General features: G+C 36.2%; 22 protein-coding genes. 10 read left to right on the forward strand and 12 right to left on the reverse strand.

The window, feature by feature from the left end; all coding sequences use genetic code 11:
• Positions 1–5: 5 nt before the first annotated feature.
• The 7 genes from EPI11_RS09080 to EPI11_RS09110 all read right to left on the reverse strand — a co-directional run bounded on the left by EPI11_RS09080 (position 6) and on the right by EPI11_RS09110 (position 6472).
• Entirely contained in the window at positions 6–821 is an 816-nt protein-coding gene (locus EPI11_RS09080) for a helix-turn-helix transcriptional regulator (RefSeq protein ID WP_128389650.1), read from the reverse strand.
• 24 nt (positions 822–845) lie between these two features.
• Positions 846–1880, reverse strand: a complete 1035-nt coding sequence (locus tag EPI11_RS09085) for an o-succinylbenzoate synthase (protein WP_128389651.1) — start codon at positions 1878–1880, stop codon at positions 846–848.
• Positions 1881–1941: 61 nt separating this feature from the next.
• Entirely contained in the window at positions 1942–2619 is a 678-nt protein-coding gene (locus EPI11_RS09090) for a metal-dependent hydrolase (RefSeq protein ID WP_128389652.1), read from the reverse strand.
• 43 nt (positions 2620–2662) lie between these two features.
• The gene (gene menA / locus EPI11_RS09095) at positions 2663–3571 is read right to left on the reverse strand and encodes a 1,4-dihydroxy-2-naphthoate octaprenyltransferase (RefSeq protein WP_128389653.1); all 909 of its coding nucleotides are present in this window, start codon (positions 3569–3571) and stop codon (positions 2663–2665) included.
• Positions 3572–3598: 27 nt separating this feature from the next.
• A complete protein-coding gene (locus EPI11_RS09100; RefSeq protein ID WP_128389654.1) occupies positions 3599–5113 on the reverse strand; it encodes a PH domain-containing protein in 1515 nt (504 codons plus the stop codon).
• A complete protein-coding gene (locus EPI11_RS09105; protein ID WP_241657600.1) occupies positions 5103–5642 on the reverse strand; it encodes a PH domain-containing protein in 540 nt (179 codons plus the stop codon). Before EPI11_RS09105 ends, EPI11_RS09100 begins: the two co-directional genes overlap by 11 nt.
• Positions 5630–6472 carry a 1,4-dihydroxy-2-naphthoyl-CoA synthase gene (locus tag EPI11_RS09110; protein ID WP_128389655.1) on the reverse strand — a complete coding sequence of 281 codons (843 nt, stop codon included), beginning with the start codon at positions 6470–6472 and terminating at the stop codon, positions 5630–5632. The genes EPI11_RS09105 and EPI11_RS09110 overlap by 13 nt, the downstream gene beginning before the upstream one ends.
• Positions 6473–6719: 247 nt before the next feature.
• On the opposite strand from EPI11_RS09110, the gene EPI11_RS09115 reads away from it, so the two are divergent.
• The gene (locus EPI11_RS09115; protein ID WP_128389656.1) at positions 6720–7916 is read left to right on the forward strand and encodes a serine hydrolase domain-containing protein; all 1197 of its coding nucleotides are present in this window, start codon (positions 6720–6722) and stop codon (positions 7914–7916) included.
• 120 nt (positions 7917–8036) lie between these two features.
• Positions 8037–9251 carry a sterol desaturase family protein gene (locus tag EPI11_RS09120; protein WP_128389657.1) on the forward strand — a complete coding sequence of 405 codons (1215 nt, stop codon included), beginning with the start codon at positions 8037–8039 and terminating at the stop codon, positions 9249–9251.
• A gap of 1 nt (position 9252) precedes the next feature.
• Here the strand turns inward: EPI11_RS09120 and ygiD are convergent, their stop codons facing one another.
• Together ygiD and EPI11_RS09130 are read right to left on the reverse strand one after the other, a co-directional pair.
• Positions 9253–10083, reverse strand: a complete 831-nt coding sequence (gene ygiD / locus EPI11_RS09125; protein ID WP_128389658.1) for a 4,5-DOPA-extradiol-dioxygenase — start codon at positions 10081–10083, stop codon at positions 9253–9255.
• A gap of 44 nt (positions 10084–10127) precedes the next feature.
• Complete coding sequence (locus EPI11_RS09130) at positions 10128–10961, reverse strand: CvfB family protein (protein ID WP_128389659.1); 834 nt, start codon at positions 10959–10961, stop codon at positions 10128–10130.
• Positions 10962–11071: 110 nt separating this feature from the next.
• Here EPI11_RS09130 and EPI11_RS09135 point away from each other — a divergent pair, with 110 nt between their 5' ends.
• Positions 11072–11653: an ASCH domain-containing protein gene (locus EPI11_RS09135; protein ID WP_128389660.1), complete on the forward strand. Its 582-nt coding sequence runs from the start codon at positions 11072–11074 to the stop codon at positions 11651–11653.
• Between the two features lies 1 nt (position 11654).
• On the opposite strand, the gene menD is transcribed toward EPI11_RS09135, so the two are convergent.
• From menD to ccsA, 3 genes are all read right to left on the reverse strand, one after another.
• Positions 11655–13313, reverse strand: a complete 1659-nt coding sequence (gene menD, locus EPI11_RS09140; RefSeq protein WP_128389661.1) for a 2-succinyl-5-enolpyruvyl-6-hydroxy-3-cyclohexene-1-carboxylic-acid synthase — start codon at positions 13311–13313, stop codon at positions 11655–11657.
• 69 nt (positions 13314–13382) lie between these two features.
• On the reverse strand, positions 13383–13970 hold the full coding sequence (locus EPI11_RS09145; RefSeq protein WP_128389662.1) for a glutathione peroxidase: 588 nt from the start codon (positions 13968–13970) through the stop codon (positions 13383–13385).
• Positions 13971–14001: 31 nt separating this feature from the next.
• The gene (ccsA, locus tag EPI11_RS09150) at positions 14002–17157 is read right to left on the reverse strand and encodes a cytochrome c biogenesis protein (protein ID WP_128389663.1); all 3156 of its coding nucleotides are present in this window, start codon (positions 17155–17157) and stop codon (positions 14002–14004) included.
• A gap of 338 nt (positions 17158–17495) precedes the next feature.
• Here ccsA and EPI11_RS09155 point away from each other — a divergent pair, with 338 nt between their 5' ends.
• The 7 genes from EPI11_RS09155 to EPI11_RS09185 all read left to right on the forward strand — a co-directional run bounded on the left by EPI11_RS09155 (position 17496) and on the right by EPI11_RS09185 (position 25574).
• Entirely contained in the window at positions 17496–19415 is a 1920-nt protein-coding gene (locus tag EPI11_RS09155) for a M1 family metallopeptidase (protein WP_128389664.1), read from the forward strand.
• Positions 19416–19721: 306 nt separating this feature from the next.
• Positions 19722–20477, forward strand: a complete 756-nt coding sequence (locus EPI11_RS09160) for a Rossmann-like and DUF2520 domain-containing protein (RefSeq protein ID WP_128389665.1) — start codon at positions 19722–19724, stop codon at positions 20475–20477.
• Positions 20470–20997, forward strand: coding sequence for a KdsC family phosphatase (locus tag EPI11_RS09165; protein WP_128389666.1), 528 nt, complete (start codon positions 20470–20472; stop codon positions 20995–20997). The genes EPI11_RS09160 and EPI11_RS09165 overlap by 8 nt, the downstream gene beginning before the upstream one ends.
• Positions 20998–21054: 57 nt before the next feature.
• Positions 21055–21948: a UbiA prenyltransferase family protein gene (locus tag EPI11_RS09170; protein WP_128389667.1), complete on the forward strand. Its 894-nt coding sequence runs from the start codon at positions 21055–21057 to the stop codon at positions 21946–21948.
• Positions 21941–22534 (forward strand): Maf-like protein, encoded by a 594-nt coding sequence (locus EPI11_RS09175; protein WP_128389668.1) that lies wholly within the window; start codon positions 21941–21943, stop codon positions 22532–22534. Before EPI11_RS09170 ends, EPI11_RS09175 begins: the two co-directional genes overlap by 8 nt.
• A 6-nt stretch (positions 22535–22540) precedes the next feature.
• Positions 22541–23062 (forward strand): mechanosensitive ion channel domain-containing protein, encoded by a 522-nt coding sequence (locus EPI11_RS09180; RefSeq protein ID WP_128389669.1) that lies wholly within the window; start codon positions 22541–22543, stop codon positions 23060–23062.
• Positions 23063–23087: 25 nt separating this feature from the next.
• On the forward strand, positions 23088–25574 hold the full coding sequence (locus EPI11_RS09185; RefSeq protein ID WP_128389670.1) for a PIG-L family deacetylase: 2487 nt from the start codon (positions 23088–23090) through the stop codon (positions 25572–25574).
• Positions 25575–25672: the final 98 nt, after the last annotated feature.

Below are 25672 nucleotides of genomic sequence, written 5' to 3' on the forward strand. Positions count from 1 at the left end.
TTTTGTTATTTTATAATTTGGGAGAGATTTTCTACAATCTCATTGGACTTTATTTGGTACTGATTGGGTGAAAAACCGGTAAATTCTTTGAACGATCGTATAAAGTGAGATTGGTCTGAATAATCGTTTTCAAAAGCGATATCAGAAAGTTTTTCAAAACTGTTATGGCGTATCTGGCATAGTGATGCCTGAAAGCGGCAGATACGTGTAAAAAGTTTGGGCGAAATCCCCACGTATTCCTTAAATTTTCGTTCAAAAGTCCTTTCGGTCATTTGTGCTTTTTCCTGCAATTCTTTTAATGAAATATTGCCTCCCGATTTCATTATCATTGATAATGCATACCCTATAATTTCATTTTTATGATGGACGTTGTTTTTTATCTGGAATAGAAGATATGCGGATAATATCATGATCCTTTCGGGAATTGAAGGAGCTTCCGAAAGTTGTTCAGACAGGTAAAAACCATGTTTTCTAGCTTCATCATCTACATCAAAGCAGGAGTCTGTGAATTCCTGGGCATTGATACCAAAAAGTAATTTTAAAGCGCTTGGATAAAAGAAAACACCTATAGTATTGAAAGTTCCTTTTAGACTGAACTCACCAAATTTGGTTGACTGGCCATAAAGAAAAGTTTCTGGCAGCTGTTTATCAGATTGGTAAAATAAGCCATTATCAGCCTGCTGGAAAATAAGTCCGGGACAGCCATCGGCCATTGTCCTAAAACTTTGTGAAGTGAAATAGGTAGTAGTACTCTGTAGTGACCAGAAATACCGCACATAAGGCTTTAGAGCATCGGCAGGAGCATATACTTTATAATCCATTGTTATAGCTTTACTATACCAAAGTTACAAATTTACTTTCCATTGTAAATCAGTATTATAAGTAAGTTGTCCATTTTTTACTTCGAGAGGCGAATCGAAATTATTAGTGTATAAAGCTCCTGTTCCCAATCCTTGTGGCATAGGGTTGTTTTGAAGATAGGTCCATTGTGCAATAGCATTAAGGCCGATATTACTTTCTAATGCTGATGTTATCCACCAGCCAATGTTAAGTTTTTCCGCGAGGTCGATCCATTCCTTTGTGCCTCGGAAGCCACCTACTAAACTTGGTTTTAAAATGATGTATTGCGGCTGTATTTTTAGGAGTAAAGCTTCCTTATTTTCAAGTCCGAATACACCTATTAACTCTTCATCTAAAGCGATGGGTAACGGAGTGTTTTTGCATAGTTCTGACATGCTGTCAGTTTGATTTTTTGTAATTGGTTGTTCTATGCTATGTATTTGATATTCATTTAACTGATTTAATTTATATAAAGCATCAGTTGTAGAAAAAGCGCCGTTTGCATCAACCCTTATTTCTATTTCATCGGCACTAAAGTTTGATCTTATAAAACGTAAAAGGTCTAATTCCTGTTGAAAATCAATAGCTCCGATTTTCAATTTTATGCAACTGAATCCCTGTTGAATTTTTTGTTCAATCTGCTCTTTCATGTATTGTTCTTCACCCATCCAAACAAGTCCATTTATGGTAATAGGATCTTCTCCTTTTGTAAACGGAGATGGAAATAAAAGATAAGGCGTTTCGCTTTTTAGTGACTGGAAAGCCATCTCTAAGCCAAACTGTATGGAGGGAAATTCTATTAGTGCCTCCCAAAGTGCCTGTTCACCTAAATGTATAGAGTGACAAACCCATTTTAGTTTATCTTCATAATCAGGCCTGTCATCAATACTAAGTGAACGTAGGATACCGCACTCACCTATACCTGTTTTACCATCTTTTTCTAGAATAATGAACCAGGTTTCTTTTTGGGTAAGTACACCTCTTGAAGTGCCGCTTGGGCGTTTGAAATCGAGAATGTATTTTTTATAAGTAGCTTTCATATAATTGTAATAAAAAATTCCACTAATCAGTTAAATTAGTGGAATTTAGAATTCGTAATTTTTAAAGTTCTAATGAACTTCCTATTTCAAGCAGCATCAGGTCTTTTCCTTTGTCGAAGAATTGTTTGATTGCTTCATCATGGTTGATTTTAATGTACCCAAAGGTGTCAAAATGGTAGCCTAATATTTTGTCACATTCCAGGAAATTCGATGCTATAATAGCATCTTCAACATCCATAGTAAAATTGTTACCAATTGGCAATATTGCAAGATCCAGTTTGGTACGCATCGGGATAAGCTTCATGTCAAAAGTAACGGCTGTATCTCCGGCAATATAAATATTTTTATGTTCTCCTTCAATAACAAAACCTCCGGGATTTCCGCCATAGCTGCCATCAGGGAATGCGCTTGAGTGGTGTGCCGTTACATATTTAACTTTGCCAAAGTCAAAATTCCAGCTTCCACCATGATTCATTGGGTGTGTCCGGAATCCTTTCTTTTCATAGTATCCTGCAATTTCAGCGTTCGAAACGATTACAGCACCTGTGTTTTTAGCAATGGCATCTACATCCAGAACGTGGTCGCCATGTGCATGTGTTAGTAGGATATAATCAGCTTTAAGCTGTGAGATGTCAATGTGTTTTGCATTTTCATTTGCAGAAATATAAGGATCTACAATAATATTTTTCCCACCTACCTCAATACCAAGGCTTGCGTGGCCATAAAATGTTATTTTCATATTTTATTTTTTTAGTCGTGGTTATTTTTAAATAGTTTTTGTTTTAAAACTGTAATATGATACAAAGCAGTACAGAAAGAAAGAATGTGCCTAAGGCTACTTTTTTAAGTTCTGGATCCAAATCTCTTGGCACTGTGTTTTTAGCTACTGTTTTTAAATGCAGTACAAAAGGTACATAAGCAACAAGAAATAAGTACTGTAATGGCTTAAACCCAGACAAGATAGCAAATAACAGCGTTAAAAACAATGCTGTTACTATTATACTATAGTGATATATCTTGGCTTTTTTCGTCCCCATCTTTACTACAATAGTATTTTTACCCGACATAGTGTCTGAAGCCTGGTCACGCATGTTGTTAAGGTTTAGAACCGCTACGCTTAGTAATCCTACAGTAATGGCTGGCAATATAATAAGAGGATCGATGTGTTTCGCAAACAGGAAATAGCAGCCTATAACGCTTACCAATCCAAAGAAAACAAAAACAAATACATCACCTAATCCCCTGTATCCATAAGCTGAGTTACCTACGGTGTATTTTATAGCAGCTGCTATAGATGCCAGTCCTAAAAAGAAAAAGAACAGTGAATATCCAAAATTATCTTTTCCGAACGAAAGGTAAATTAAAAGGATTGCAGCGATAAGTGTAAGTATCGAAGTGATTATTATTCCCTGCTTCATTGCCTTGATGGTGATAGCACCACTTTGTATGGCACGTTTCGGACCAATACGGGTTTCATTATCGGTGCCTTTAACGCCATCGCCATAATCGTTTGCAAAATTGGAAAGTATCTGCAGACCTAATGTGGTTAGCAAGGCAAATCCTAATATTGCCCAATTATAGGTTTCTTTTTGTTGTGAATAGGCATAAAAACTACCTACTAATATACCCGATACCGATAAAGGTAATGTTCTTAATCGGGCGGCTTCAAACCATGCTTTTATATTTGACATTTTATTAATTCTTAAATTTTATATAGACTACATCCAGTTTCTGGGACTTGCCTCCACCTGGTATAACCAATAGTTAACAAGTTGTTTTAAACGGGTATAATCGGCTAAACCAAACGAAATTGTTCCTCCGGCTGTGTGTAATGTAACAATACCTATATCTGAGCTTTTGTGCCAAAAGTATTGTGTTAACGATATGGTTTGTATTTTATGAGGGGCAATAAAATCGTTATCAATATCCCAGGCGCCACTTTGTTTTACGATGAAATCATCGGTAACAAAAAGCCTGCTGTGACTAAAGGCGAAGTAGATCATTATTGCAACAAATAATACATAAACAGGCACAAAAATTGCATATTCCATGATGGACGGGAATGCATAATAGGCAAGTGAAAAGAAAATGCCTAACGGAATGATAAGTAAGCCAATAGCTTCCATGATTATTTTACGGATACTTGGTTTTAAAGCTATTCCCCTTTCCGGGATTTTTTCCAAAAGAAATCTCATCAATAAATCCTTTTCAGCATTATTGCATCCCGGAATTTCTATAGCTGTTTTTTTCTGATCTTTATCATTAGCTTCCACGCCCGATGCCTGTCGTATCTTAATATCGTTTATGTCCAGTCTTTTTTGGAAATAGTTACGGCCAATAGTTACTATTTGTACTTTTTCCGGGCGAATGATCGTATTCTTTGTATTAATGAGTCCGTAAGATAATAGCAATGAATCCTGTTGTCTGGTGATCTTAAAATTATAATATTTCACAATGGTTCGTACAAGGTTGATAATCAATGTAAGAACCATAATTCCAACAATGATGAAGGAAATAAAGCGTAATAGTACTTCGGTATTAATGTATTGATCCAATGGATCTTCATCATAACCGGCTACTTTTACAAAATCTTCAATGTATTGAAATGAAGTTATAACAAAGGCGAGTAATAGAGCAAAGCTTCTTGTGTAGTTAGATGTGATTCCTGTTTTGAAGAGGCTCAGAAGGCTAATCTGTATAAACGAATGATTGTGATTGTCTTCTGTTTCCAAGCCGTCAGCAAATTCTTTGGTAACTGCCTTTTTTTTGTATCCAGCCTCTAATAGTCGTTCTTTTAATGCAAGAGCAGCATCGTGACTAATAGCTCTTATAGCTACTTCTTTACCACTACTTCCGGCTGTATCTACTTCAAGAGCATGAACTCCTATTATTTTTTGAATAATAGATTGGTTAATGTTTACCTGTTGTATTTTATCAAAAGGAATAGCAATACGGCTTTTATTCCATATCCCTTTGTGTACTACAAATTCTTCATTTTCTTCATCCAGGAAGAAAGTAAAATTCCGGTATTTTAAGTAAGCAATTAAGCTCACTCCTATTAAAACCGCAACAGCACCAATGATGAAGTATATTTTGTTTAGCTCGTCAATTTTTAAGATCCACACAATCAAAATAAACCAAAGAGCACGTATAGCACTCTGAAGCGTATCAGCAAACATAACAACTACTCCTATCAGTGACTGGCGCTGTGGCTGGCTAAAATTATTCTTCATTAGCCTCTTCCTTTATAATTTTACCCATAAGGAGCTGCTTTATTTTTTCAGCCTGTTGTTTTTCAATACCCGAAATCTGAATATCACTTTTGTCGCCTCCTGCTGTAAATATTTCTATTTGAGCAAGTCCAAATGCCCTGGCAATAAAACCTTCGTGTAAAGCAACATGCTGCACTCTATTGTAAGGAATTATAGTTGTGGTAAGGCTAATGGCTCCGCTGCGATAAATGGCATCGTGGGTACGAAAAGCATAGCCTTTGTTCCTAAAGCTTACTAACGAGATAAAAATGGAAAGTAAAACGATAACAACATAACATATTGTTATGGGGAGCCAATAAGGTCGCAGTTCTTCAATAAAATAAAAAGCAACACCTGCTGCAATGCTAATAATGCCATAAACCATCGCAAAGTTCAGCCAGATTACTTTTAAGTAAGAAGGGTGTAATGGTGTTAGCTCCACGTCTTCAAAACGTGGTAGTGCAGCAGTATTTATAGGCTCATTTGTATATCCTTCCATTATGGTATCCACTTGATATTTTTGAAGTTAGGCTTTCTCTTTTCAAGAAATGCATCACGTCCTTCTTTAGCTTCTTCAGTCATATAAGTAAGACGGGTAGCTTCTCCTGCAAAGATTTGCTGGCCAACCATACCATCATCTGTAGCATTGAATGCAAATTTCAGCATTTTTATAGATGTTGGCGATTTTTCCATTATTTCCCGAGCCCATTGGTAAGCAGTATCTTCCAGTTCTGCATGAGGGATAACAGCGTTTACCATCCCCATTTCATAGGCATCCTGAGCTGAATAATTTCGACCTAAAAAGAAGATCTCTCTTGCACGCTTCTGCCCTACCATCTTAGCAAGGTATGCAGAACCATAACCACCATCAAAGCTGGTTACATCGGCATCTGTTTGTTTAAATATAGCGTGTTCTTTACTTGCAAGTGTTAAATCGCAGATAACATGAAGGCTGTGTCCTCCTCCTACTGCCCATCCCGGTACTACAGCAATAACTACTTTTGGCATAAAGCGGATTAAGCGTTGTACTTCAAGAATATTAAGGCGGTGCATACCATCATCACCTACATAGCCCTGATGGCCACGTGCTTTTTGATCGCCGCCACTGCAAAAAGAATAAACACCGTCTTTAGACGATGGCCCTTCGGCAGAAAGCAGAACAACACCTATCGAAGTGTCTTCTCTTGCATCAAGAAAAGCTTCAAAAAGTTCGGCTGTTGTTTTTGGACGAAAAGCATTACGCACATCCGGCCTGTTGAATGCTATACGGGCTACCCCATTGCATTTTTTATAGGTTATATCTTCAAACTCTTTTACGGTTTTCCAGTTTATATCACTCATATTGCATACTAATTTACCGTAAAAATAAGCCATTTTTTACATTAACCAATAAAAATATATTAAGCAGGAAAGTGATTTCTGACGATTAAAATATGGAATATGTAATTCTGAAAACTATAAACAATTTGTATTCAAACTATTAATAGTTTGATGAACAATAAATCAAAAAAAATACTGTTAACCCTATAGAAAATTCTTTCCAAAAGTTATGGTTTAATTATATTTGCTATTTACGCATTACCACAACATGAAGTTATCACGACTATTACCCTATATATTTGCAGTTACCTTAGTATCCTGTCTTAAAGAAAAAACTACCGTTGCCGAAAATACAACCGAAACAGAAAAAGATACTGTTTTAAGGATCGCTCAGCTTGACATTAAATTAAATAAAGTTTCTAATGCTTACAAAAATGCCAAAGGCAATAGCATAGAACATTTTTATAAAAAATTATGGCCTAAAAATGATCTGAGCGGTGGTTTTCTGGTTGCAAAAAACGGTCAGATCCTTTATGAGAATTATGGCGGATTTGCTAACAGGACAGCAAAAGAAGAAATCACATCGCAAACACCGATACATATAGCATCAGTAAGTAAAGTACTTACGGCTGCTGTTGTGCTTAAACTGATCGATCGCGATAAGCTGGATGTTGATGCTAAAGTAAACAGTCTGCTTCCTGAGTTTCCTTATGAGGATATTACAGTCAGGATGCTTTTGAATCACCGCAGCGGACTGCCTAACTATGCTTATTTTTGTGACGATCGTGCCATCTGGGATCGCAAAGTACTTACGAATCAGGATGTTTTGAATCTTTTTGCTGAACATAAATTTAATCTTTATTTTAAGCCTGATAAAAAGTTTGGCTATTGTAATACCAATTACGCCATGCTGGCTCTTATAATTGAGAAGGTGACGCATATGAATTACCGTGATGCCATGAAGAAAATTCTTTTTGAGCCTTTGGGTATGAAGAACACTTATGTTTTTGATTATGATAAAGATCGTTCTACAGCAAGTTTATCCTATAAAGGGAATAATGTATTGTATGGTTTTGATTTTCTTGATAATGTTTATGGCGATAAAAATATTTACTCTACTCCCCGCGACCTTTTAAAATTTGACCTTGCTACCTATTCTAAAAAATTCCTGAACCCAAAACTTTTAAAAGAAGTGTTCCAGGGATATAGTTATGAGCATAAGGGCACAAAAAATTACGGACTTGGTATTCGCATGCATGAATGGGAAAGTGGTGAAAAACTATTTTATCATAACGGCTGGTGGCACGGTAATACTTCTTCTTATGTAACACTTAAAAAAGATACTGTAGCTATAATAGCCCTTTCAAATAAATTTTCATATAAACCCTATAAAGTTTGGAAGTTATCTCCTCTATTTGGACATTATCCTATCAAACCGGAAAAAGATGAAGATCTCTTGGAATAAACAAAACCCCAGTAAATACTGGGGTTTTTCTTTTCTAAAAACAATTAACATCACCCCTTAATAAATAGTCTACTAAATTAGTAGACTATTTGCTATTTTTGCAGAACCAAAAATGGTATTATGGAGAATTTAAATTATTTGGCTTTTGCTATGCCTGCATTTTTCCTGTTCTTATATATGGAATATAAACTGGCACAACATAGGAAAAAAGAGAATGTTTTTAAGTATGATAGTTCGGTTTCAAATATTAGTATTGGAATTGCTGAACGATTAATAAATTTGTTTGTAGCGGCGAGTTTTTATCAGGTGTATTATTGGGTGTATAATAATTATGCCTGGTTTTCCATTCCAAATAACTGGATGGTATGGGTTGCTTTAATACTGGCTACCGATTTTGTTTGGTATTGGTATCATCGTTTAGGCCATGAAGTCAACCTTTTTTGGGCAGCACATATAGTGCATCATCAAAGTGAAGAATTTAATCTTACTGCATCGGCCAGGATTACAACTATACAAGCGTTGATAAGAACTGTTTTTTGGTGTGTACTGCCATTAATAGGGTTTCATCCCAAAATGGTTATAACGATGCTCTTAGTGCATGGAGCTTACTCTTTCTTTACTCATACACAAGTTTTAAAACGTATTAAATGGTTGGAACATGTTTTTATTACGCCTTCACTCCACGGTGTACACCACGCATCCGATGAAAAGTATCTGGATAAGAATTATGGCGATATGTTTGTATTTTGGGATAAGATGTTTGGTACTTTTCAGCCCGAAGAAGAAAAACCCAAATACGGACTTACACATCCATTAAAAAGCTATAGTTTTTTATGGCAGCACTTTCACTATTATTTTGAGATCTATGAATCGTACAAAAGAGCAGATAATTTTAGAGGGAAATGGAGTGCAGTTTTTGGCAGTCCGGCTTACATGGACCAAGACATCAGACCAGAACTGGAAAAGAAATTCCTTCAGGACAGACGGCTTCGTCTTAAAGACCTAAAGTTTAAAGGATATCTTGCTTTTCAAATAGGTTTGTCTACTTTAATGCTTACGTGGTTTACTTATTTCTATGATGTGCAGCATGTTGTAGATAAACTCTTTTTTTTGTGTTTTATCATGATTACACTTATAAATTGCGGAGCACTTTTAGAACAGCGTAAATGGATCTATTATTTAGAATACAGCAGACTAATACTTTTCTCAACCTACTTGTTATACAGGCAGGGTTATATAGAATTCTTATTCCTTCCGGTTCTTATAATTATTGCAGTAGAGAAACTATTTTCTTTAGGAAAGAGGTATCAGGAGTATATTTTGCAATCAAAATAGCCTATCCAATTTTAACTGAAGTCATATTTAATGAACCGCCTACGAGTTTGTCATTAAAGAAACTGATCGTATCATTATTATCCTGTAAGCCTAAGTTATATAATAAAGGATAATAATGATCTGGGGTTGGTATGGCTAGTTTTGCGGCTTTATTTAGGTTCTCGTAATCAATAAGCGCTTTATGATTGCCGTCGGCAATTTTCTGTTTAAAAATATCGTTCATTTCTATGGCCCAGTCAAAACCATAATTTGGTTCGTTAAGCTTTTGCCAGTCAACCATTCTAAGATTATGAACCATATTGCCACTACCAATTATAAGTACGCCTTTTTTACGTAGAGAAGCTATTTCTTTGGCAAGTTCGTAGTGGTATTCAGGTGGGCGTCCGTAGTCAATACTTAACTGTAGTACAGGGATATCAGCATTTGGGTACATATGTCTTACCACAGTCCATGTACCGTGATCCAGTCCCCAATCGTGGTCTAAACCAACATTTGTGGAAGTCACTAATTTAGATGTTGCTTCAGCTAATTCAAAGCTTCCCTTTGCAGGATATTGTACATCGAATAAAGCCTGGGGAAATCCTCCAAAATCATGAATAGTTTTAGGCTTTTCCATAGCAGTAATATGCGTACCTCTGGTTAGCCAGTGTGCTGATATTACCAATACAGCTTTGGGACGGGTAATTTCCTGACCCATTTTTGCCCATGTTCGTGAAAACTCATTATCCTCAATACCATTCATAGGTGATCCATGCCCTATAAAGAGCACCGGATGCTTTATATCTTCTTCTCCTAAACTGTCGGTCCAATTTTTAAAATCGTGTAAAGACATTTTAATAGTATTGAGCGATTTGAATATTCAGTGAGAAACGAAAACTATTCCTTAACCAAGTAAATTCCGTCTTCTTTTATTTCGATAAGCTTTTGTTTGTATAAGGTGCCAATAGCCTTTTTAAAAGTCTTCTTACTCATTTTAAGTACGGTCTTGATATCTTCCGGATGGCTGTCGTCATTAAGGCGTAAAAAACCACGGCTTGCACGAAGTTCGTCTAATACTTTTTCAGCATTAGGTTCAATATTGTCAAATCCGTCTTTTTGTAGTGAGACATCAATTTTGTTATCAGGGCGAATATGTTTAATGTACCCTTTCATTCTGTCGCCTGTACGAAGATCTTCATATACCTGATCTTTGTACATCAACCCTTTGTGCTGTTCGTTAATGATAACGTTGATTCCCATTTCGGTAATATGCGAAATAATAAGGTCAACCTCTTCACCTTCTTCAACCGTAAGTTCTTCATTACTTAAGAACTGGTTGATCTTGCTGGTACCTGCTAATCTGTTCGATTTTTCATCGATATACATATAAACAAGGTAACGTTTGCCTTTTTCCATGGGACGCGCCTGTTCCCTAAACGGAGCAAATAAATCTTTTTCAAGACCCCAGTCTAAAAAAGCACCAAATTTATTGGTGTAATTTACACGAAGTAAAGCAAACTCATTAAGGTAAATGTATGGTTCTAATGTAGTAGCTACCGGGCGTTCTTCATGGTCAAGGTAAACGAATACGATAAGCTCCTCACCTACTTCAAATTCACGCGGTACATATTTATTGGGTAATAATATATCTTCTTTTCCATCGCTTAGATAGAGTCCTACCTGAGTATCTCTAACAATTTTAAGCGTGTTGTATTTTCCTATTTCAATCATTTCTGTTAATTTCAGGTTACAAAGGTACGAAGATTATAATAAGGAAAATATGGCTAATGGATAGCATTACCTGAAAATGATCTATATTTATCTTAATATAAATCTTGAAAATGTTATTTAAGGAAAAACACTTACAGGGAATCAGATCGGGAGAAATTTCATTGGCGTTTCGCAAATGGAAAAAATCTGCGGTTAACCCCGGGAGTCTTATTAAAACCAGCATTGGTCTTGTTGAGATAAAAGCAGTTTCGGGAGTTACTATCTCTAATATAACTCTTGATGATGCAATTAGTGCCGGATTTAGTTCTTTAGACGAATTGCTTCAGCTTTTAAATAAAATAGCAGATGGAATTATTTATAAGATCAGTATTTCTTATTTTGATGAGGATCCCAGTATTGCTTTACGAGAGAATATAACTCCTGAGGAAATAACATTACAGGAAATTACAACTAAACTGGAACGTCTTGACCGCTACAGTAAACAGGGAGACTGGACATTGGAAATTTTAAAACTCATACATCAATACCCTACACTAAGAGCAGCCGATCTTGCCCAAAGAACAAAATGGGAAAAAGAATGGCTCAAGCTCAATATCAGAAAATTAAAAAATATAGGGCTAACGATTAGCCATGAAGTTGGTTACTCGATTTCGCCTTTAGGAGAAAAATACCTGGAATGGTTATCCAGATAGATTAAACCAACTCTTTAAAATATTGAAGGAGAATCTTATCATTTTCCAGCATAGGCGTAAATACTTCCAGGATTTTTGGCTGAGATGAGTCACTCATGAATGTTTTAAGCTCAGATTTTAACGTTGCTTCATCAGATGCCTGCTGGTATTCGAAACCAAACATTTTAGCCAAATGTTCCGCTGTTAATTTGTGTGCTGTTTCAAAATAAATATTAAATACAGGAGTTTCATTATGTCCCGGTAATATCCTGAAAATTCCACCACCGCCATTATTGATCAATATTATTTTAAAATTTTTAGGAATATAATTATTCCATAAAGCATTACTGTCATACAGGAAGCTGATGTCTCCTGTTATTAATACCATTTCTTTCCGGCTTGCCAGTGCTGCACCAATAGCTGTAGATGTTGAGCCATCTATACCGCTTGTTCCTCTATTGCAAAAAACTTCTACAGTAGGTTTAATTGCAAACAGCTGGGCATAACGAATAGCCGAACTGTTGCTTATCTGTAATTGGGAATTATCCAGTAATGCCGGCAGTATGTGTTCGAATGCTTTAAAATCAGAGAAAGGAATGGATGCCAGATATTGATCGTGCTTTATCTGCCTGAATGCTTTTAATTCCTGTGCCTGTTTGTTGTAATTACTTTCTACGGGTTGAGTTTTTGGTAAAAAGTCATTAAGGAATTTGTTAGGGCCTGTTTCAAAATGTTTGGTAAGATGTCCAAAAGTGTCATAAGCTCTTAACGGATCGATATGCCAATGTTCGGCAGGGCTGTACTTTCTAAGGAAAGCCTTAATACGCTTAGAAACAACCATTCCGCCAAATGTAAGCAGTATTTCAGGTCGGTATGCCTCGAAATCATCATTAGTGAATGGAGTAATTATGGTGTCTATACTATTTAAAAAACGATCATGATGCAGGTTGGAAGTTGTTTCGGTCATAACGATAACCGAAGGATCATTTGCCAATTGCTCTATAATAGCTGCATCAATGGTATTAGGATTGTTTACCCCTACTAATACCAGTTTCTTTTTAGCTACATTCCATTTGTTTATATATGGAGTAAGATCTTCCGGAACATGGATATCTTCTATCACAGTTTTAAATACCGGAGCAAGAATTGAAAGTTGTGTTACTGTTTCATATAATGGCTCTTCAAAAGGTGCATTAATATGTACAGGTCCTTTTAGTAATACAGCTGTATTTATAGCTTCATTGATAAGGTCATCATTTTCCTGTGATACATCTTCAAGAAGATTAGCATTAAACAAGATATGATTTGCATATACATTTTCCTGACGAATGGTTTGCCCATCACCAATATCGATCTTATCATGCGGCCTGTCTGCAGAAATTACGATCAAAGGAATCTGACTGTAAAATGCCTCTGCAACAGCAGGATAATAATTTAATAACGCCGAACCCGAAGTACAAACAACTGCCACAGGCTGCTGTAATTGTTGTGCCATACCTGTTGCAAAGAAAGCAGCACAACGCTCATCGGCAATGCTGTAACAGGTAAAGTTTGGGTTATTGGCAAAGCCAATTGTTAGAGGTGCATTGCGTGACCCCGGCGATATTACAATATTAGTAACTCCTTTAGCCAAACATATCTCTAAGATACTTTGGGCCAAAGGTATTTTGGGATAAATCATTCTAGGGAGTTTAATAATTTTCAGTTCAGTATTTATAATATAAACACTGAACTGAAAATGAGGAATAAATTAGGCTTTAACCCAGTTTACAATTTCTGGATCTGTAGGCAGTGTTTTTGGACCAACAACTTTTTCCAATTGACCATCTTTATTGATAAGGTATTTCTGGAAATTCCACTCTACCTCACTATCCTGTAAGCCATTATTTGCCTTACGGGTAAGGAACTGGTATATTGGTGCCATATCATCTCCCTTAACAGATATTTTATCCATCATGGGAAATGTAACTCCATAGTTTTGCTCGCAAAATTCTGCAATTTCTTTATTAGTACCCGGTTCCTGAGATGCAAAGTTATTTGCAGGGAAACCTACAATTACTAAGCCTTTGTCTTTATACTCTTTATATAAAGCTTCAAGATCTTTGTATTGAGGTGTTAATCCGCATTTAGAAGCGGTATTAACTATAATTACTTTTTTACCTTTTAGGGAAGCAAAATCGAATTCTTCGCCATAAAGGTCTTTTACTTTAAACTGATATAAGCTTGTTGCTGGCATAGATGCTGTTTTTTCGGCTTCTGCCGGTTGTTTTGACTGTGGCTTGTTCTGGCAGCTGAATAACATTGTTAGTGCGCAGGCAAGCAGTATTGCGTTTTTCATAGGATGTTCTTTACTATAAAATTACGAAAAATTATTTCTTAAAATATTTTCTATACTGGATATTAGACAAAACACCCAATGCGATAACAATTAGAGCCATCCATAAGAAATACATTGGAGTTCTTACTTCACCACTAGCATACGAGTGTAAACCTGTAAGGTAGAAGTTAACACCAAAATAGGTCATAAGAATTGCAGCAAATGCGATTACACTAAAGAAGTTGTATATCCATAAACCTCTTAGGGCAGGTACAAAACGCATATGTATAACAAAGGCATAAACCATAATACTTACTAATGCCCATGTTTCTTTAGGATCCCATCCCCAGTAACGACCCCAGCTCTCATTGGCCCATTGACCCCCAAGGAAGTTACCAATGGTAAGCATTACAAGTCCTACGGTAAGTGCCAGTTCATTTATGTATGTAAGTTCTTTAATATTAAGTTCCATTTTCAATTTATTCTTGCTGTTGGTAAACAACATAAGGATCATGGTCACCATACCTAATACCATTGCTAGCGTAAACGGACCGTAGCTGCCTACAATTACTGCTACGTGTATCATCAACCAGTATGAATCTAACACAGGAACAAGGTTTCCTATTTCAGGATCTGTCCAGTTCCAATGCGCCACCATCAATACCATTGAAGCTACAAAGGCTGTAGACGCAACTGTAAGTTCTGATTTGCGACCAAAGGCAAGACCAAAGAACATAGTAGCCCATGCAACATAAATAACCGATTCGTAAGCGTTACTCCATGGTGCGTGTCCTGAAATGTACCAACGCGCTATAAGACCAAGCGTATGCATTGCAAATAAAATTCCAATAATAACATGGAAAGCTTTTACCGTGATTCTGATACCTTTTCTTGAATTGAATATTTTAACAATAGTAAACAGGAACATAAGTACTCCTGCATACATATACCAGGAGAATAGTTTTTTGAAGATATCATATTCGTTGTATAAAATCTCTGCTTCTATTTTGTCTTTGTGCGGCATTATAGCAGCACCATATTTTTCCTGATATTTTGTAAGTCCTTCAAGCAGGCTGTCAGCCAGTTTGTAGTCTCCCGTTTCTATTCCTTTCCCTAAAGCCTGAATATAAAATGGCAATACATTTTTAACTTTTTCAAGTTCTGCATTTTTAACCTCATTTATTTCCAGATAAGACACCCATTTGTTATTAGGGTCATTAGGTACCGGATATACTTTTAATATCTGTCCTGTTAGTGCCGAATATAAAAGGTTAACTTTCTTATCAATATCAATATAGTCTTTTTGAAACTGAGTAGCTTCTTTTTCACGGTATGCCTTTTCAAGTATACGAGTAAGTTTGTAATTACCCTGTGCATCAAAGAAATCAGATAGTGCTGCAAATTTTGCACTTTTGTCAAGACCTGCAACAATTCTTAAACTGTCATTACCTCTTTTAAGATGAATAATAGGTACACCATACCATAGCTGATCCATCATTGTCATAGACAGGAATACCTGATCAGCATCAAGTCCTTTATAGGTATCACTTTTACTTACCTTACGTAGCAATTCTGACGAAAATGTATTGGCAGGTTTCATCCTTCCGCCAGCATCCTGAATGATAAGACGTCCAAATCTATCTGCCTGTTCTTTACTAACCTTAAATTTCATGATAAGCGAATCCATTTGCTTTTCAGTAGGTTTTTCATGCATATGAGATTGTGCAAAACCACCAATAGTGAAGAACAATAAGAATATGGTAATTAATTTTGCTTTCTTTTCTCTTACTTTATCAAGCTTACGTTTTAGATCACCAAAACGTGTATTTTTATCAAACAATATTGCAAGCAGGCCAATATACAGGAAGAAATAACCAATATACGTTATCCATGTACCCCAGAAATCATGGTTTACAGATAATGCAGTTCCTTTTTCATCGGCGTCAAAAGATGCCTGGAAAAAACGGTAGCCTCTATAATCAAGTACGTTGTTCATGTATATTCTGGTGTCAAATGTGTTATTTCTTTCTTTGTCGATTACTGTAGCCTGACTTTCGAATGAAGCATAACTTGATTCGGTACCCGGATGTTTTCGAGCAATAAAGTCATTTACTTTTATAGAGAACGGTAAAGTGTAGGTTCTACTGCCGTAGATAAGGGTGTACTCAAGCTTACCCATTTTAAAAGAATGCGGCACTCCTATTTTAGCTTTTCCTCCTAAAAGGGTTACGTCTTTTTCTTCTCCTTCAGATTTTACAGTAACCGTTAAAGCTGCATCTTCTTTAGTTTTAAAGTCATTGTTAGATACATAATCGATCCTTCCTTTAATAGCGGCATCAGGGAATACAAAACGTGAATCGGCTACATTATAAAGTGAACGGAACATTAATGGCTGCTCGGTATTTTTTGCAACACTACCTTTCATCTGGTCAGCCATTCTCATAAAGTCACCCTCAAATGGTGTTTTTATAGTGTAAACACCGTCTTTAAGATTAATGTTAATAGCGCCATCTGTAGGTTTATTGAAAGCGTAAAGGATATTGTGGATACTCTGAACTTCTCCCTCTTTAAGGAAATGTTCGTGTCTTGTGCCTTCGCCAGACTCTACCAATTTAAGGTAATAGATTCCTTTAGGATCTTCTACAATGGTTTCTTTAGCTCCTATTTTAAAATCTTTGTATTTGATTTCGAATGGAATACCGCTAAATTCTTCAGACATTGTAAAGTTATTACTCCCTAAAAATGATAATGCAGACGGTAGCTTTGCAGCAGAGAACATTAAGTGTTCTTCGAAAGTTCTTCTTCGCATTTCTCCTTCGTGCTCACCGTCAACAAAAACGGTAAGATATGTTTTATCGGAATGGAAAGTATTTTCGGTAGCCCCTTCCCGGATTGGCATCATGCCCTCGAAGCTGATGTAACGGGTAACAAAAGCACCGGCAATAATTAGTATAAATGAAAGGTGTAATAGTAGTGTAGCCCACTTTTCTTTTTTGTGAAGTTGGTAACGTTTGATGTTTCCGAAGAAATTTACAACAAATAACAACATAATAGCCTCAAACCATTTAGCATTGTAAATGTACAGGCGTGCGGTTTCTGTATTATAAGCATCTTCTATAAATGTGCCGACACCTAATGCAATGGCAAAAACAATAAAAAGTGTAGCCATTAAACGCGTGGAAGAAAAGAACGATATAATTTTATCCATGAGTACGGAAAGTTTTTTATAAATTGTTGCAAAAGTACTCAAAACTTCATTTTTAAAGGCTATTTAATTCTTAAAAATTATCAGGAAACAATAATAGTTGCACACTATTGTTTTAATAAATATTTATATTTGTTTTTGGTAAGATGTATAATGAATAACTCCAAAGCTTTACGGTCTGGTTTGCTCACTCGTGTCCTTTGTGTTTTATGATTTTACAGCATCTATCCTTAGCAACTATCGTATTATATTATATTCTTGTCTTTTATAGGTTTTAAAAGCTTATAATTGCCCTGAAAAGCTAACAAACAGAAACAATATTAAATTAACCAATTAAATTAATGAGAATAACTAAATTTTTGCTTCTCTTCTGTCTTACAGGATTCACTGCTTTTGCACAGGAAGCGATCCAAAACAATCAGTCTAAGTTTGACGATATTATGTATCGAAGAGGTAACGTGTATCGTTCAGCATCGGGTGTTCCCGGGCCACAGTACTGGCAAAACAGGGCAGATTATGCTATCGAAACCGAACTGGATGACAAAAACAACATTCTTAAGGGTAAGATGACAATGACCTATTACAATAATAGTCCGGAAGCATTAGAATATATCTGGATGTATATAGAGCAGAACCGTTTTACAGAAGATTCCAGGGGAACACTTACTACACCATTAGATGGCAATCGCTATAGCGGAGATACTGATGGTGGATGTAAAATAACAGGACTTAACACAAACGGAAAAAACAATAGTAGATACCTGATCAATGATACCCGTATGCAGGTGTTTTTTGATAAGCCTATTGCTGCAAAAGGAGGAAAAGCAACGGTTTCTTTGAATTTTGAATTCAAAATTCCGGAAGAAGGTATGGATCGAATGGGACAGTTAAAAACTAAAGAAGGAATCATTTATTCTATCGCACAGTGGTATCCTCGTGTAGCAGTTTTTGATGACGTAATTGGTTGGAATACTGACCCTTACCTTGGTGCAGGTGAATTTTATGTTGAATATGGAGACTTTGATTATAAAGTAACGGTTCCTTACGATTACATCGTAGTAGGATCTGGTGAGTTAGTAAACTCAAAAGAGGTTTTATCTAAAGAACTTCTTAAACGCTGGGATGCAGCTTTAAAAAGCGATACTACTACCTATCTTATTGCTCCTAATGAAGTAGGAAATACAAATTTAACCAGGCCTTCTCAAAGCGGTAAAACAACTTGGCATTTTAAAATGAAAAACAGCCGTGATGTCGCATTTGCAACATCTAAAGGTTTTATATGGGATGCTGCCGGGATCAATCTTTCTAGCGGTAAAAAAGCAATGGCACAATCGGTTTATACTAAAGAAAGCGATGGTAAAAAAGCATGGAGCCGTTCTACAGAGTATGTTAAAGCTTCGATAGAGCATTATTCAGAAAAATGGTTCGAATACCCTTATCCAAATGCTGTAAACGTGGCATCTAATGTAGGTGGTATGGAGTATCCTGGGTTATCTTTCTGTCAGGCTTCAAGTGCCGGCGAAGAATTATGGGGTGTTACAGATCACGAATTTGGTCACAACTGGTTCCCTATGATCGTTGGTTCGAATGAACGCCGCTATGCATGGATGGATGAAGGTTTTAATACTTTCATCAATCATTATAGTACAGTTGCTTTTAATAAGGGCGAATACCCATCGACTGCGGCAAAAGGACGCGCAATGATATTTTGGTACAGGTCAAAACAGAGGGAAAGTATCAATACCTATCCCGATATTGCAAGAAGTAATAACCTGGCTTTCACAGCTTATTATAAGCCTGCAACCGGACTGATTTTACTTCGTGAATACATTCTTGGTCCTGAGCGTTTTGACTATGCTTTCAAATCGTATATCAAAAACTGGGCTTACAAACACCCACAGCCATCAGACTTTTTCAATGCTATGGATAATGGTGCAGGAGAAAATCTGAACTGGTTCTGGAGAGGATGGTTTGTAAATAATGGCAATATCGATCTTGGTATTAAAGAGGTATCTCAAAAATCAGATCATGCTATTATTACCTTTGTAAATAAAGGAGATGTACCTATGCCAATAGTATTTAAAGTTACTTTTGAAGGCGGTACTAGCGAAATCAAAACCCTTCCGGTAGAAGTTTGGCAGCGTCAGAATGAATGGGATTATCTTGTGAAATCACCTAAAAAAATAACTTCTGTTGATATCGATCCGGGACGATTCCTGCCGGATGTAGATCTTAATAATAATTCATGGATTAAAGAGTAATTTTTAATCTTGTGTAGTTCCAAAAAAGACGTTTCTTAGTTTAAGAAACGTCTTTTTTATGTTTCACTTTTTGTATATTTTCAATGTGAAGTATTAGTTTTTTGCTCATAGCTGTAAATCAGTGTTTTGTTTAGGTATTTTACGTTGTCATTCCACTTTTAGTACAATTTGGTGTGGAACGTGTGGAGAATTGAAATTTTCATTATAATTTATTGAATTTCATCTGATGAATTCAATATGTCATTTTAACTATGGCTGTGAAATTTTACACTTTAAACCTTAATCTTTTTTGCTAATTTAGCGACCATGTTAAAAGTAGTAATCATAGGTTCAGGAAATGTAGCGCAGCACCTTATCAAGGCCTTTCGGAATTCGCAGAAAGTAGAACTTGTTCAGGCGTATGCCCGGCATGCCGAAAATCTTCTGCATTTACTCGATGCAGATAAAATTACCAGCTCTTTTGACGCTATTACAGAGGCTGATGTTTACATCATCTCGGTAAGCGATGATGCTATTTCCGGTGTGTCTTCACAACTGCCTTTTAAGGATCGGCTTGTAGTGCATACTTCGGGCAGTGTGGCTTTAGACCAACTGAATATTAAGAATCGCAGAGGTGTTTTCTATCCGTTGCAAACGTTCTCTAAAAGTAAGGAAGTCAATTTTACAAAAATTCCGTTTTGCTTGGAGAGTGAAAAGGAAAGCGACTATAAAGTACTAGAGGAGCTTGCATTGGCCATATCTCCCCTTCTCTATGCTATAGATTCTATACAAAGACAGTCGCTTCATGTGGCTGCAGTATTTGTAAATAACTTTACCAATCATCTTTATGCAGTTGGCAGTGAGATCTGTACTGAAAATAACATTTCGTTCGACATTCTTAAACCCCTGATTCAGGAAACTGCAGCTAAAATAGAGCAGCTTTCACCACTTGACGCGCAAACAGGTCCTGCGAAACGCAACGACCGAAAAACAATACAAAAACACCTTGATTTTCTTAAGGATGAAAATCAAATAGCAATATATAATTTACTAACACAATCGATACAAAAAACAAATGTCTAGAAACTACAAGGAGATAATGAACGACATTACCACATTTATTTTTGATGTGGATGGAGTGCTTACAGATGGTAATATACATGTAACACCAACAGGAGAAATGCTTAGAAACATGAACATTCGCGATGGTTATGCTATGAAAGCAGCTGTAGAAAATGGTTATACTGTTTGTATCATATCCGGAGGTCTGAATGAAGGGGTGCGTATCAGGCTGCGCAATCTTGGTATTACTGATATTTACCTTGGAGTACCTAACAAAGTAGAGACGTTTGACGAATTTATTGACATTTACAACATTAAGCCAGAGCAGGTATTATACATGGGGGATGATATTCCCGATTACCATGTGATGCAATTAGTAGGGCTGCCTACCTGCCCACTTGATGCTGCACCTGAAATTAAAGAGATCAGTCGATATGTTTCCCATAAAAATGGAGGAACGGGCTGTGTAAGAGATGTAATTGAGCAGGTAATGAAAGTTCAGGGAAAATGGATGGAGCATTTTAATGCACGTTACGATTAATTCCTAAAACAACCCACAAACTAAAATATACCAAACTATACAACCTGAAACTACCGGATGAAATTTTTAAAACTCATAGGATTCGAAAATTTAATTGTGCTTGCCTTTGCACAATTCATTATTAAATATGGCTTTCTGGATTATCATCCGGACCTGATCCTCGCTTTAAATGAAAAAAATTACAGTTTATTGGTACTGGCTTCCGTGCTTATTGCAGCTGGCGGCTTTCTTATCAATAATATAACAGCTGCCAGCAGTGAGCGTTATGGGATTTCAGAATCTGCTGCTTATTACATTTATGGTGCTTTCACTATTGGAGGACTTGCTATAGGCTATTATCTCTCTAATCTTATCGGAAGACCGAGTTTCTTATTAGTTTTTGGTCTAACCGTTGCAACACTATATTTTTATGCTACAAGTTTAAGGAATAGTTTATTGTTAGGTAATATTGCTATCTCTTTTATTATAGCCTTAAGTGTTATGGTTATTAGTGTTTTCTGTATTTTCCCGATTATCACAGATGATAATCGCCGTATAATGGCTACTATATTTGATCTTCTTCTTGATTACTCGATCTTTACTCTTGTTATAGGATTTATGATCACGCTAATTAAAGATCTTAAAGAAGCGGATACTGATTACAACTCAGGTATAAATACTTTACCAATCGCAATTGGAAAAGCACGCACTGCAAAAGTTGTATTTGTATTTGGACTTATAGCTGCAGCTATGCTGCTATATTATGCAAATGCTTACCTTAAAGAACTTCTATGGGCTTTAGGTTTTGGCTTGCTATTCATTTTGGGGCCCATTATTTATTTCCTAATCAATATCTGGACCGCAAAGACTCAAAAAGAATTTGCTGTTCTTGAAGTGGTTTTAAAACTGGTATTGTTTTTTACAGCTGCTTCTATAGCGATAATAACCTTTAATATTAAACACAATGCTTAGAGAACAGCTTAAAGGATATAAAATTGTTTTAGCATCGGGGTCGCCCCGAAGACAGCAGTTTCTTAAAGAACTGGACGCTAATTTTGAAGTGCGCCTTAAAGAAGTTGATGAAATCTATCCGGATTCATTGCAAGGAGCACAAATCACCGATTATTTAGCAGAGCTTAAAGCTGCTGCATTAGAAAATACACTTACCGATGATGAAATACTTATAACAAGCGATACTATTGTATGGCATGAAAATAAGGCATTGGGTAAACCAACAGATTATGAAGATGCTTTTGAAATGCTTAGGTCGTTATCCGGTAAAACGCACGAGGTTATTACATCGGTCTGTATAAAAAATGCAGGAAAAAGTGAGACTTTTAATGACACTACACGTGTTACATTCAATCCGCTTACTGATGAAGAAATCAAGTATTACCTTGACAATTACCGCCCTTATGATAAGGCAGGTTCTTATGGTATCCAGGAATGGATAGGCTTGGTAGCTATTGCAAGGATTGAAGGATCTTATGCTACTGTTGTAGGTCTTCCGGTAGATAAAGTATACCAGCACTTAAGTAAATTTATTATAAAAGAATAAAGCATAATGGGAGAATTTCATGATGAGATATTAAGAACAATTATTATACTGGGAATATTTGCACTCCTGGGATTTATAATAAAAAGAATCATCAGGAGATATGCCCGCGCATCTCATTTATCAGAGCATCGCACAAACCTTATAGCTAAGTATATCAATTTTTTTATGCTAACGCTTTTGGCTGTGCTTATTTTTGCAATTTGGGGTATAAAATCCAATGATATACTCACTTTTTTAGGCGGTACATTAACCGTAATTGGTGTTGCATTTTTTGCACAATGGTCTATTTTAAGTAACATTACGTCAGGAATCATACTGTTTTTTAGCTTTCCTTTCCGTATTGGTGACTTTATTAAAGTACACGATAAAGATTTTCCTGTAGAAGCTCAGATAGAAGACATAAAAGCTTTTCATACTATTTTAAGAACGACTGAAGGTGAACTTATTACCTACCCTAACAGCCTGTTACTGCAAAAAGCAGTTAGTATTGTGCCTTTAAAACAGGAAGAGAAAGAATTTTACGATTAAGGTTTTTAAACAACTATTATATCCAATGCGAAAAACGATTTTATACGGTTTGCTATTTTCATGTGTTATTTGTTTTGCTCAACCAAAAAAGCCTTCATCGGCAGAGATATACAACAAACTCGAAAAACTAAATTTTTTGGGTACTGCCCTTTATATTGCAGCACATCCTGATGATGAAAACACCAGACTTATTTCGTTTTTAGCCAGTGACGTAAAAGCACGTACGGGATATTTGTCACTAACCCGAGGTGATGGAGGTCAGAATCTTATTGGTCTTGAACTAAGGGAACTTTTAGGAGTAATTCGTACTCAGGAATTAATAGAAGCCAGAAAAGTTGACGGTGGAGAGCAGTTTTTTAGCCGTGCCAATGATTTTGGATTCTCTAAAGTACCGAATGAAACATTACAGATATGGGATAAAGATAAAGTATTGCAGGATATGGTATGGGTTATTCGAAAATTTAGGCCCGATGTGATCATTACACGATTTGACCACCGTTCTCCGGGTACAACTCATGGTCATCATACTTCATCAGCAATGTTAACTCAGGAAGCTTATGAACTGGCGGCCGATCCTAATTATGAACCACAGCAGTTAAAGTATGCAAATGTTTGGCAGCCTAAACGTGTGTTTTTTAATGTATCCTGGTGGTTTTTTGGAGGAAGGGATAAATTTGAAAAGGCAGATAAATCGAAATACATAAATCTGCAAACAGGCACTTATTTTCCGTCGTTAGGAATGTCCAATCAGGAAATTGCCTCATTAAGCCGAAGCAAACACAAATCACAGGGATTTGGCTCTACAGGAGAACGTGGTGACGATATGGAATACCTTGAACTCATTAAAGGAGAAAAGCAAAAGAACAAACAAGACCTATTCGAGGGTATAGATACTTCATGGAATCGTGTTAAAGGCGGTAAAGTTATTGGTGATGCTATAGCAGCTATAATAAAAGAATATGATTTTAAAAACCCATCAGCTTCTGTATCTGCATTGGTAAAAGTATATGCTGAAATTGGTAAAATTGAAGATATACACTGGAAAAATGTAAAGCAAAAAGAAATTAAAGAGATCATTGCCGCCTGCAGCGGATTGTATCTTGAAGCTGTTTCAGAAAGTCAGTCGCTTTCACCAGGCAGTACTGCAAAAATTAAATGGGAGGCAATTAATCGTAGTAAAGTTTCAATGGAATTAAAGTCATTGATAATAATTCCCGAAAACAGAACTATTACACAGGATACTCTTTTAGCTAACAATGTAGGTATTAGCAGTACAATCACTACTACCTTGCCTAAAACACTGGCGTATACATCTCCTTACTGGCTTGCAGAAAAAGGGAATACAGGTATGTACAGGGTTGATGATCTTCAAAAGATCAGTCTTCCGGATATTATCAGAGAAGTAGCACTTAATTTTATTGTAGAGATAGATGGTGTTGCTATTCCGTTTGAGCGTACTGTAATTTACAAGCATAATGATCCAGTAGCTGGTGAAGTGTATCAGCCATTGGATATTGTACCAGCGGTAACAACCAAAATACTAAATAAAGTACAGCTGTTTAAAGACAATAAAAAACAGTCTATAAGCATCAAAATAAAAGCAGGTAAAGATAATTGTAAAGGCAGCCTTCGTTTTGAACTGCCACAGGACTGGAAAGTTACACCATCCTCAATTCCTTTTGACTTGATCAGAAAAGGCAGTGAAACTATTGTAACTTTTGAAGTTACTCCGCCAGATGCGTCATCTGAGGTTACAGGAAGAAGCATTGCAACACTGAATAATGAAGAATTTGACAAGGAGCAGATAATCATCAATTATCCGCATATTGCAGCACAACAGGTTTTGTTACCCTCTACGGCAAAATTCACTAAAGCAGATCTTAAGATAAAAGGCGAAAACATAGCTTATATTATGGGGGCCGGAGATAATATTCCTGAAAGCCTGAAACAAATGGGCTACAAAGTAACAGTACTTACTCCGGATGCTATTACAGTAGAAAACCTAAAAGGTTATGATGCTGTAATAATGGGAATACGCGCTTACAATGTACTTGATGCATTGGTATTCAAGCAGCAGGTTTTGTTTGATTATGTATCCAATGGCGGTAACATGATAGTTCAGTATAATACTACCGGTGATCTTGTTATGAAAGATGTTGCTCCGTTTGCTTTAAGAATATCGAGAGATAGAGTTACCGAAGAAGATGCTAAGATTACTTTCCTTGACCCCAAACATGAGGTATTAAATAACCCGAATAAAATAACTGAAAAAGATTTTAAAGGATGGGTACAGGAACAGGGACTGTATTATCCTGACGAATGGGCAAAAGAATTTACACCAATATTTAGTTCTAATGATAAAGGTGAAGATGCTAAAAAAGGTGGTTTACTGGTAGCAAAATATGGTAAAGGCTATTATATCTATACCGGATTAAGCTTTTTTAGAGAACTTCCCGAAGGTGTTTCTGGGGCTTACAGGCTTATGGCAAATCTTATCGGAGTTGGTAAATAATTTTAAGAATGTAAAATGTTTTCTTTAAAAGAATATAGATAACTGTAATGTTTTCAATTAAATACATTTAGGTGTAACAAAATCTCTTTAAAGGAGTC

This window comes from Flavobacterium cerinum (assembly GCF_004028155.1).
In the GTDB taxonomy this organism is placed as follows: Bacteria; Bacteroidota; Bacteroidia; order Flavobacteriales; family Flavobacteriaceae; genus Flavobacterium; species Flavobacterium cerinum.

Excerpts from the sequence above, each read along its gene's own strand:
- EPI11_RS09100 (WP_128389654.1), bottom strand. The coding sequence starts at position 5,113 with ATGAAGAATAATTTTAGCCAGCCACAGCGCCAGTCACTGATAGGAGTA.
- EPI11_RS09090 (WP_128389652.1), bottom strand. The coding sequence starts at position 2,619 with ATGAAAATAACATTTTATGGCCACGCAAGCCTTGGTATTGAGGTAGGT.
- EPI11_RS09115 (WP_128389656.1), top strand. The coding sequence starts at position 6,720 with ATGAAGTTATCACGACTATTACCCTATATATTTGCAGTTACCTTAGTA.
- EPI11_RS09175 (WP_128389668.1), top strand. The coding sequence starts at position 21,941 with ATGCTTAGAGAACAGCTTAAAGGATATAAAATTGTTTTAGCATCGGGG.
- EPI11_RS09085 (WP_128389651.1), bottom strand. The coding sequence starts at position 1,880 with ATGAAAGCTACTTATAAAAAATACATTCTCGATTTCAAACGCCCAAGC.
- EPI11_RS09165 (WP_128389666.1), top strand. The coding sequence starts at position 20,470 with ATGTCTAGAAACTACAAGGAGATAATGAACGACATTACCACATTTATT.
- EPI11_RS09170 (WP_128389667.1), top strand. The coding sequence starts at position 21,055 with ATGAAATTTTTAAAACTCATAGGATTCGAAAATTTAATTGTGCTTGCC.
- EPI11_RS09120 (WP_128389657.1), top strand. The coding sequence starts at position 8,037 with ATGGAGAATTTAAATTATTTGGCTTTTGCTATGCCTGCATTTTTCCTG.
- EPI11_RS09130 (WP_128389659.1), bottom strand. The coding sequence starts at position 10,961 with ATGATTGAAATAGGAAAATACAACACGCTTAAAATTGTTAGAGATACT.
- EPI11_RS09185 (WP_128389670.1), top strand. The coding sequence starts at position 23,088 with ATGCGAAAAACGATTTTATACGGTTTGCTATTTTCATGTGTTATTTGT.
- menD (WP_128389661.1), bottom strand. The coding sequence starts at position 13,313 with ATGATTTATCCCAAAATACCTTTGGCCCAAAGTATCTTAGAGATATGT.
- EPI11_RS09155 (WP_128389664.1), top strand. The coding sequence starts at position 17,496 with ATGAGAATAACTAAATTTTTGCTTCTCTTCTGTCTTACAGGATTCACT.
- EPI11_RS09180 (WP_128389669.1), top strand. The coding sequence starts at position 22,541 with ATGGGAGAATTTCATGATGAGATATTAAGAACAATTATTATACTGGGA.
- EPI11_RS09135 (WP_128389660.1), top strand. The coding sequence starts at position 11,072 with ATGTTATTTAAGGAAAAACACTTACAGGGAATCAGATCGGGAGAAATT.
- EPI11_RS09080 (WP_128389650.1), bottom strand. The coding sequence starts at position 821 with ATGGATTATAAAGTATATGCTCCTGCCGATGCTCTAAAGCCTTATGTG.
- ygiD (WP_128389658.1), bottom strand. The coding sequence starts at position 10,083 with ATGTCTTTACACGATTTTAAAAATTGGACCGACAGTTTAGGAGAAGAA.
- EPI11_RS09145 (WP_128389662.1), bottom strand. The coding sequence starts at position 13,970 with ATGAAAAACGCAATACTGCTTGCCTGCGCACTAACAATGTTATTCAGC.
- EPI11_RS09110 (WP_128389655.1), bottom strand. The coding sequence starts at position 6,472 with ATGAGTGATATAAACTGGAAAACCGTAAAAGAGTTTGAAGATATAACC.
- ccsA (WP_128389663.1), bottom strand. The coding sequence starts at position 17,157 with ATGGATAAAATTATATCGTTCTTTTCTTCCACGCGTTTAATGGCTACA.
- menA (WP_128389653.1), bottom strand. The coding sequence starts at position 3,571 with ATGTCAAATATAAAAGCATGGTTTGAAGCCGCCCGATTAAGAACATTA.
- EPI11_RS09160 (WP_128389665.1), top strand. The coding sequence starts at position 19,722 with ATGTTAAAAGTAGTAATCATAGGTTCAGGAAATGTAGCGCAGCACCTT.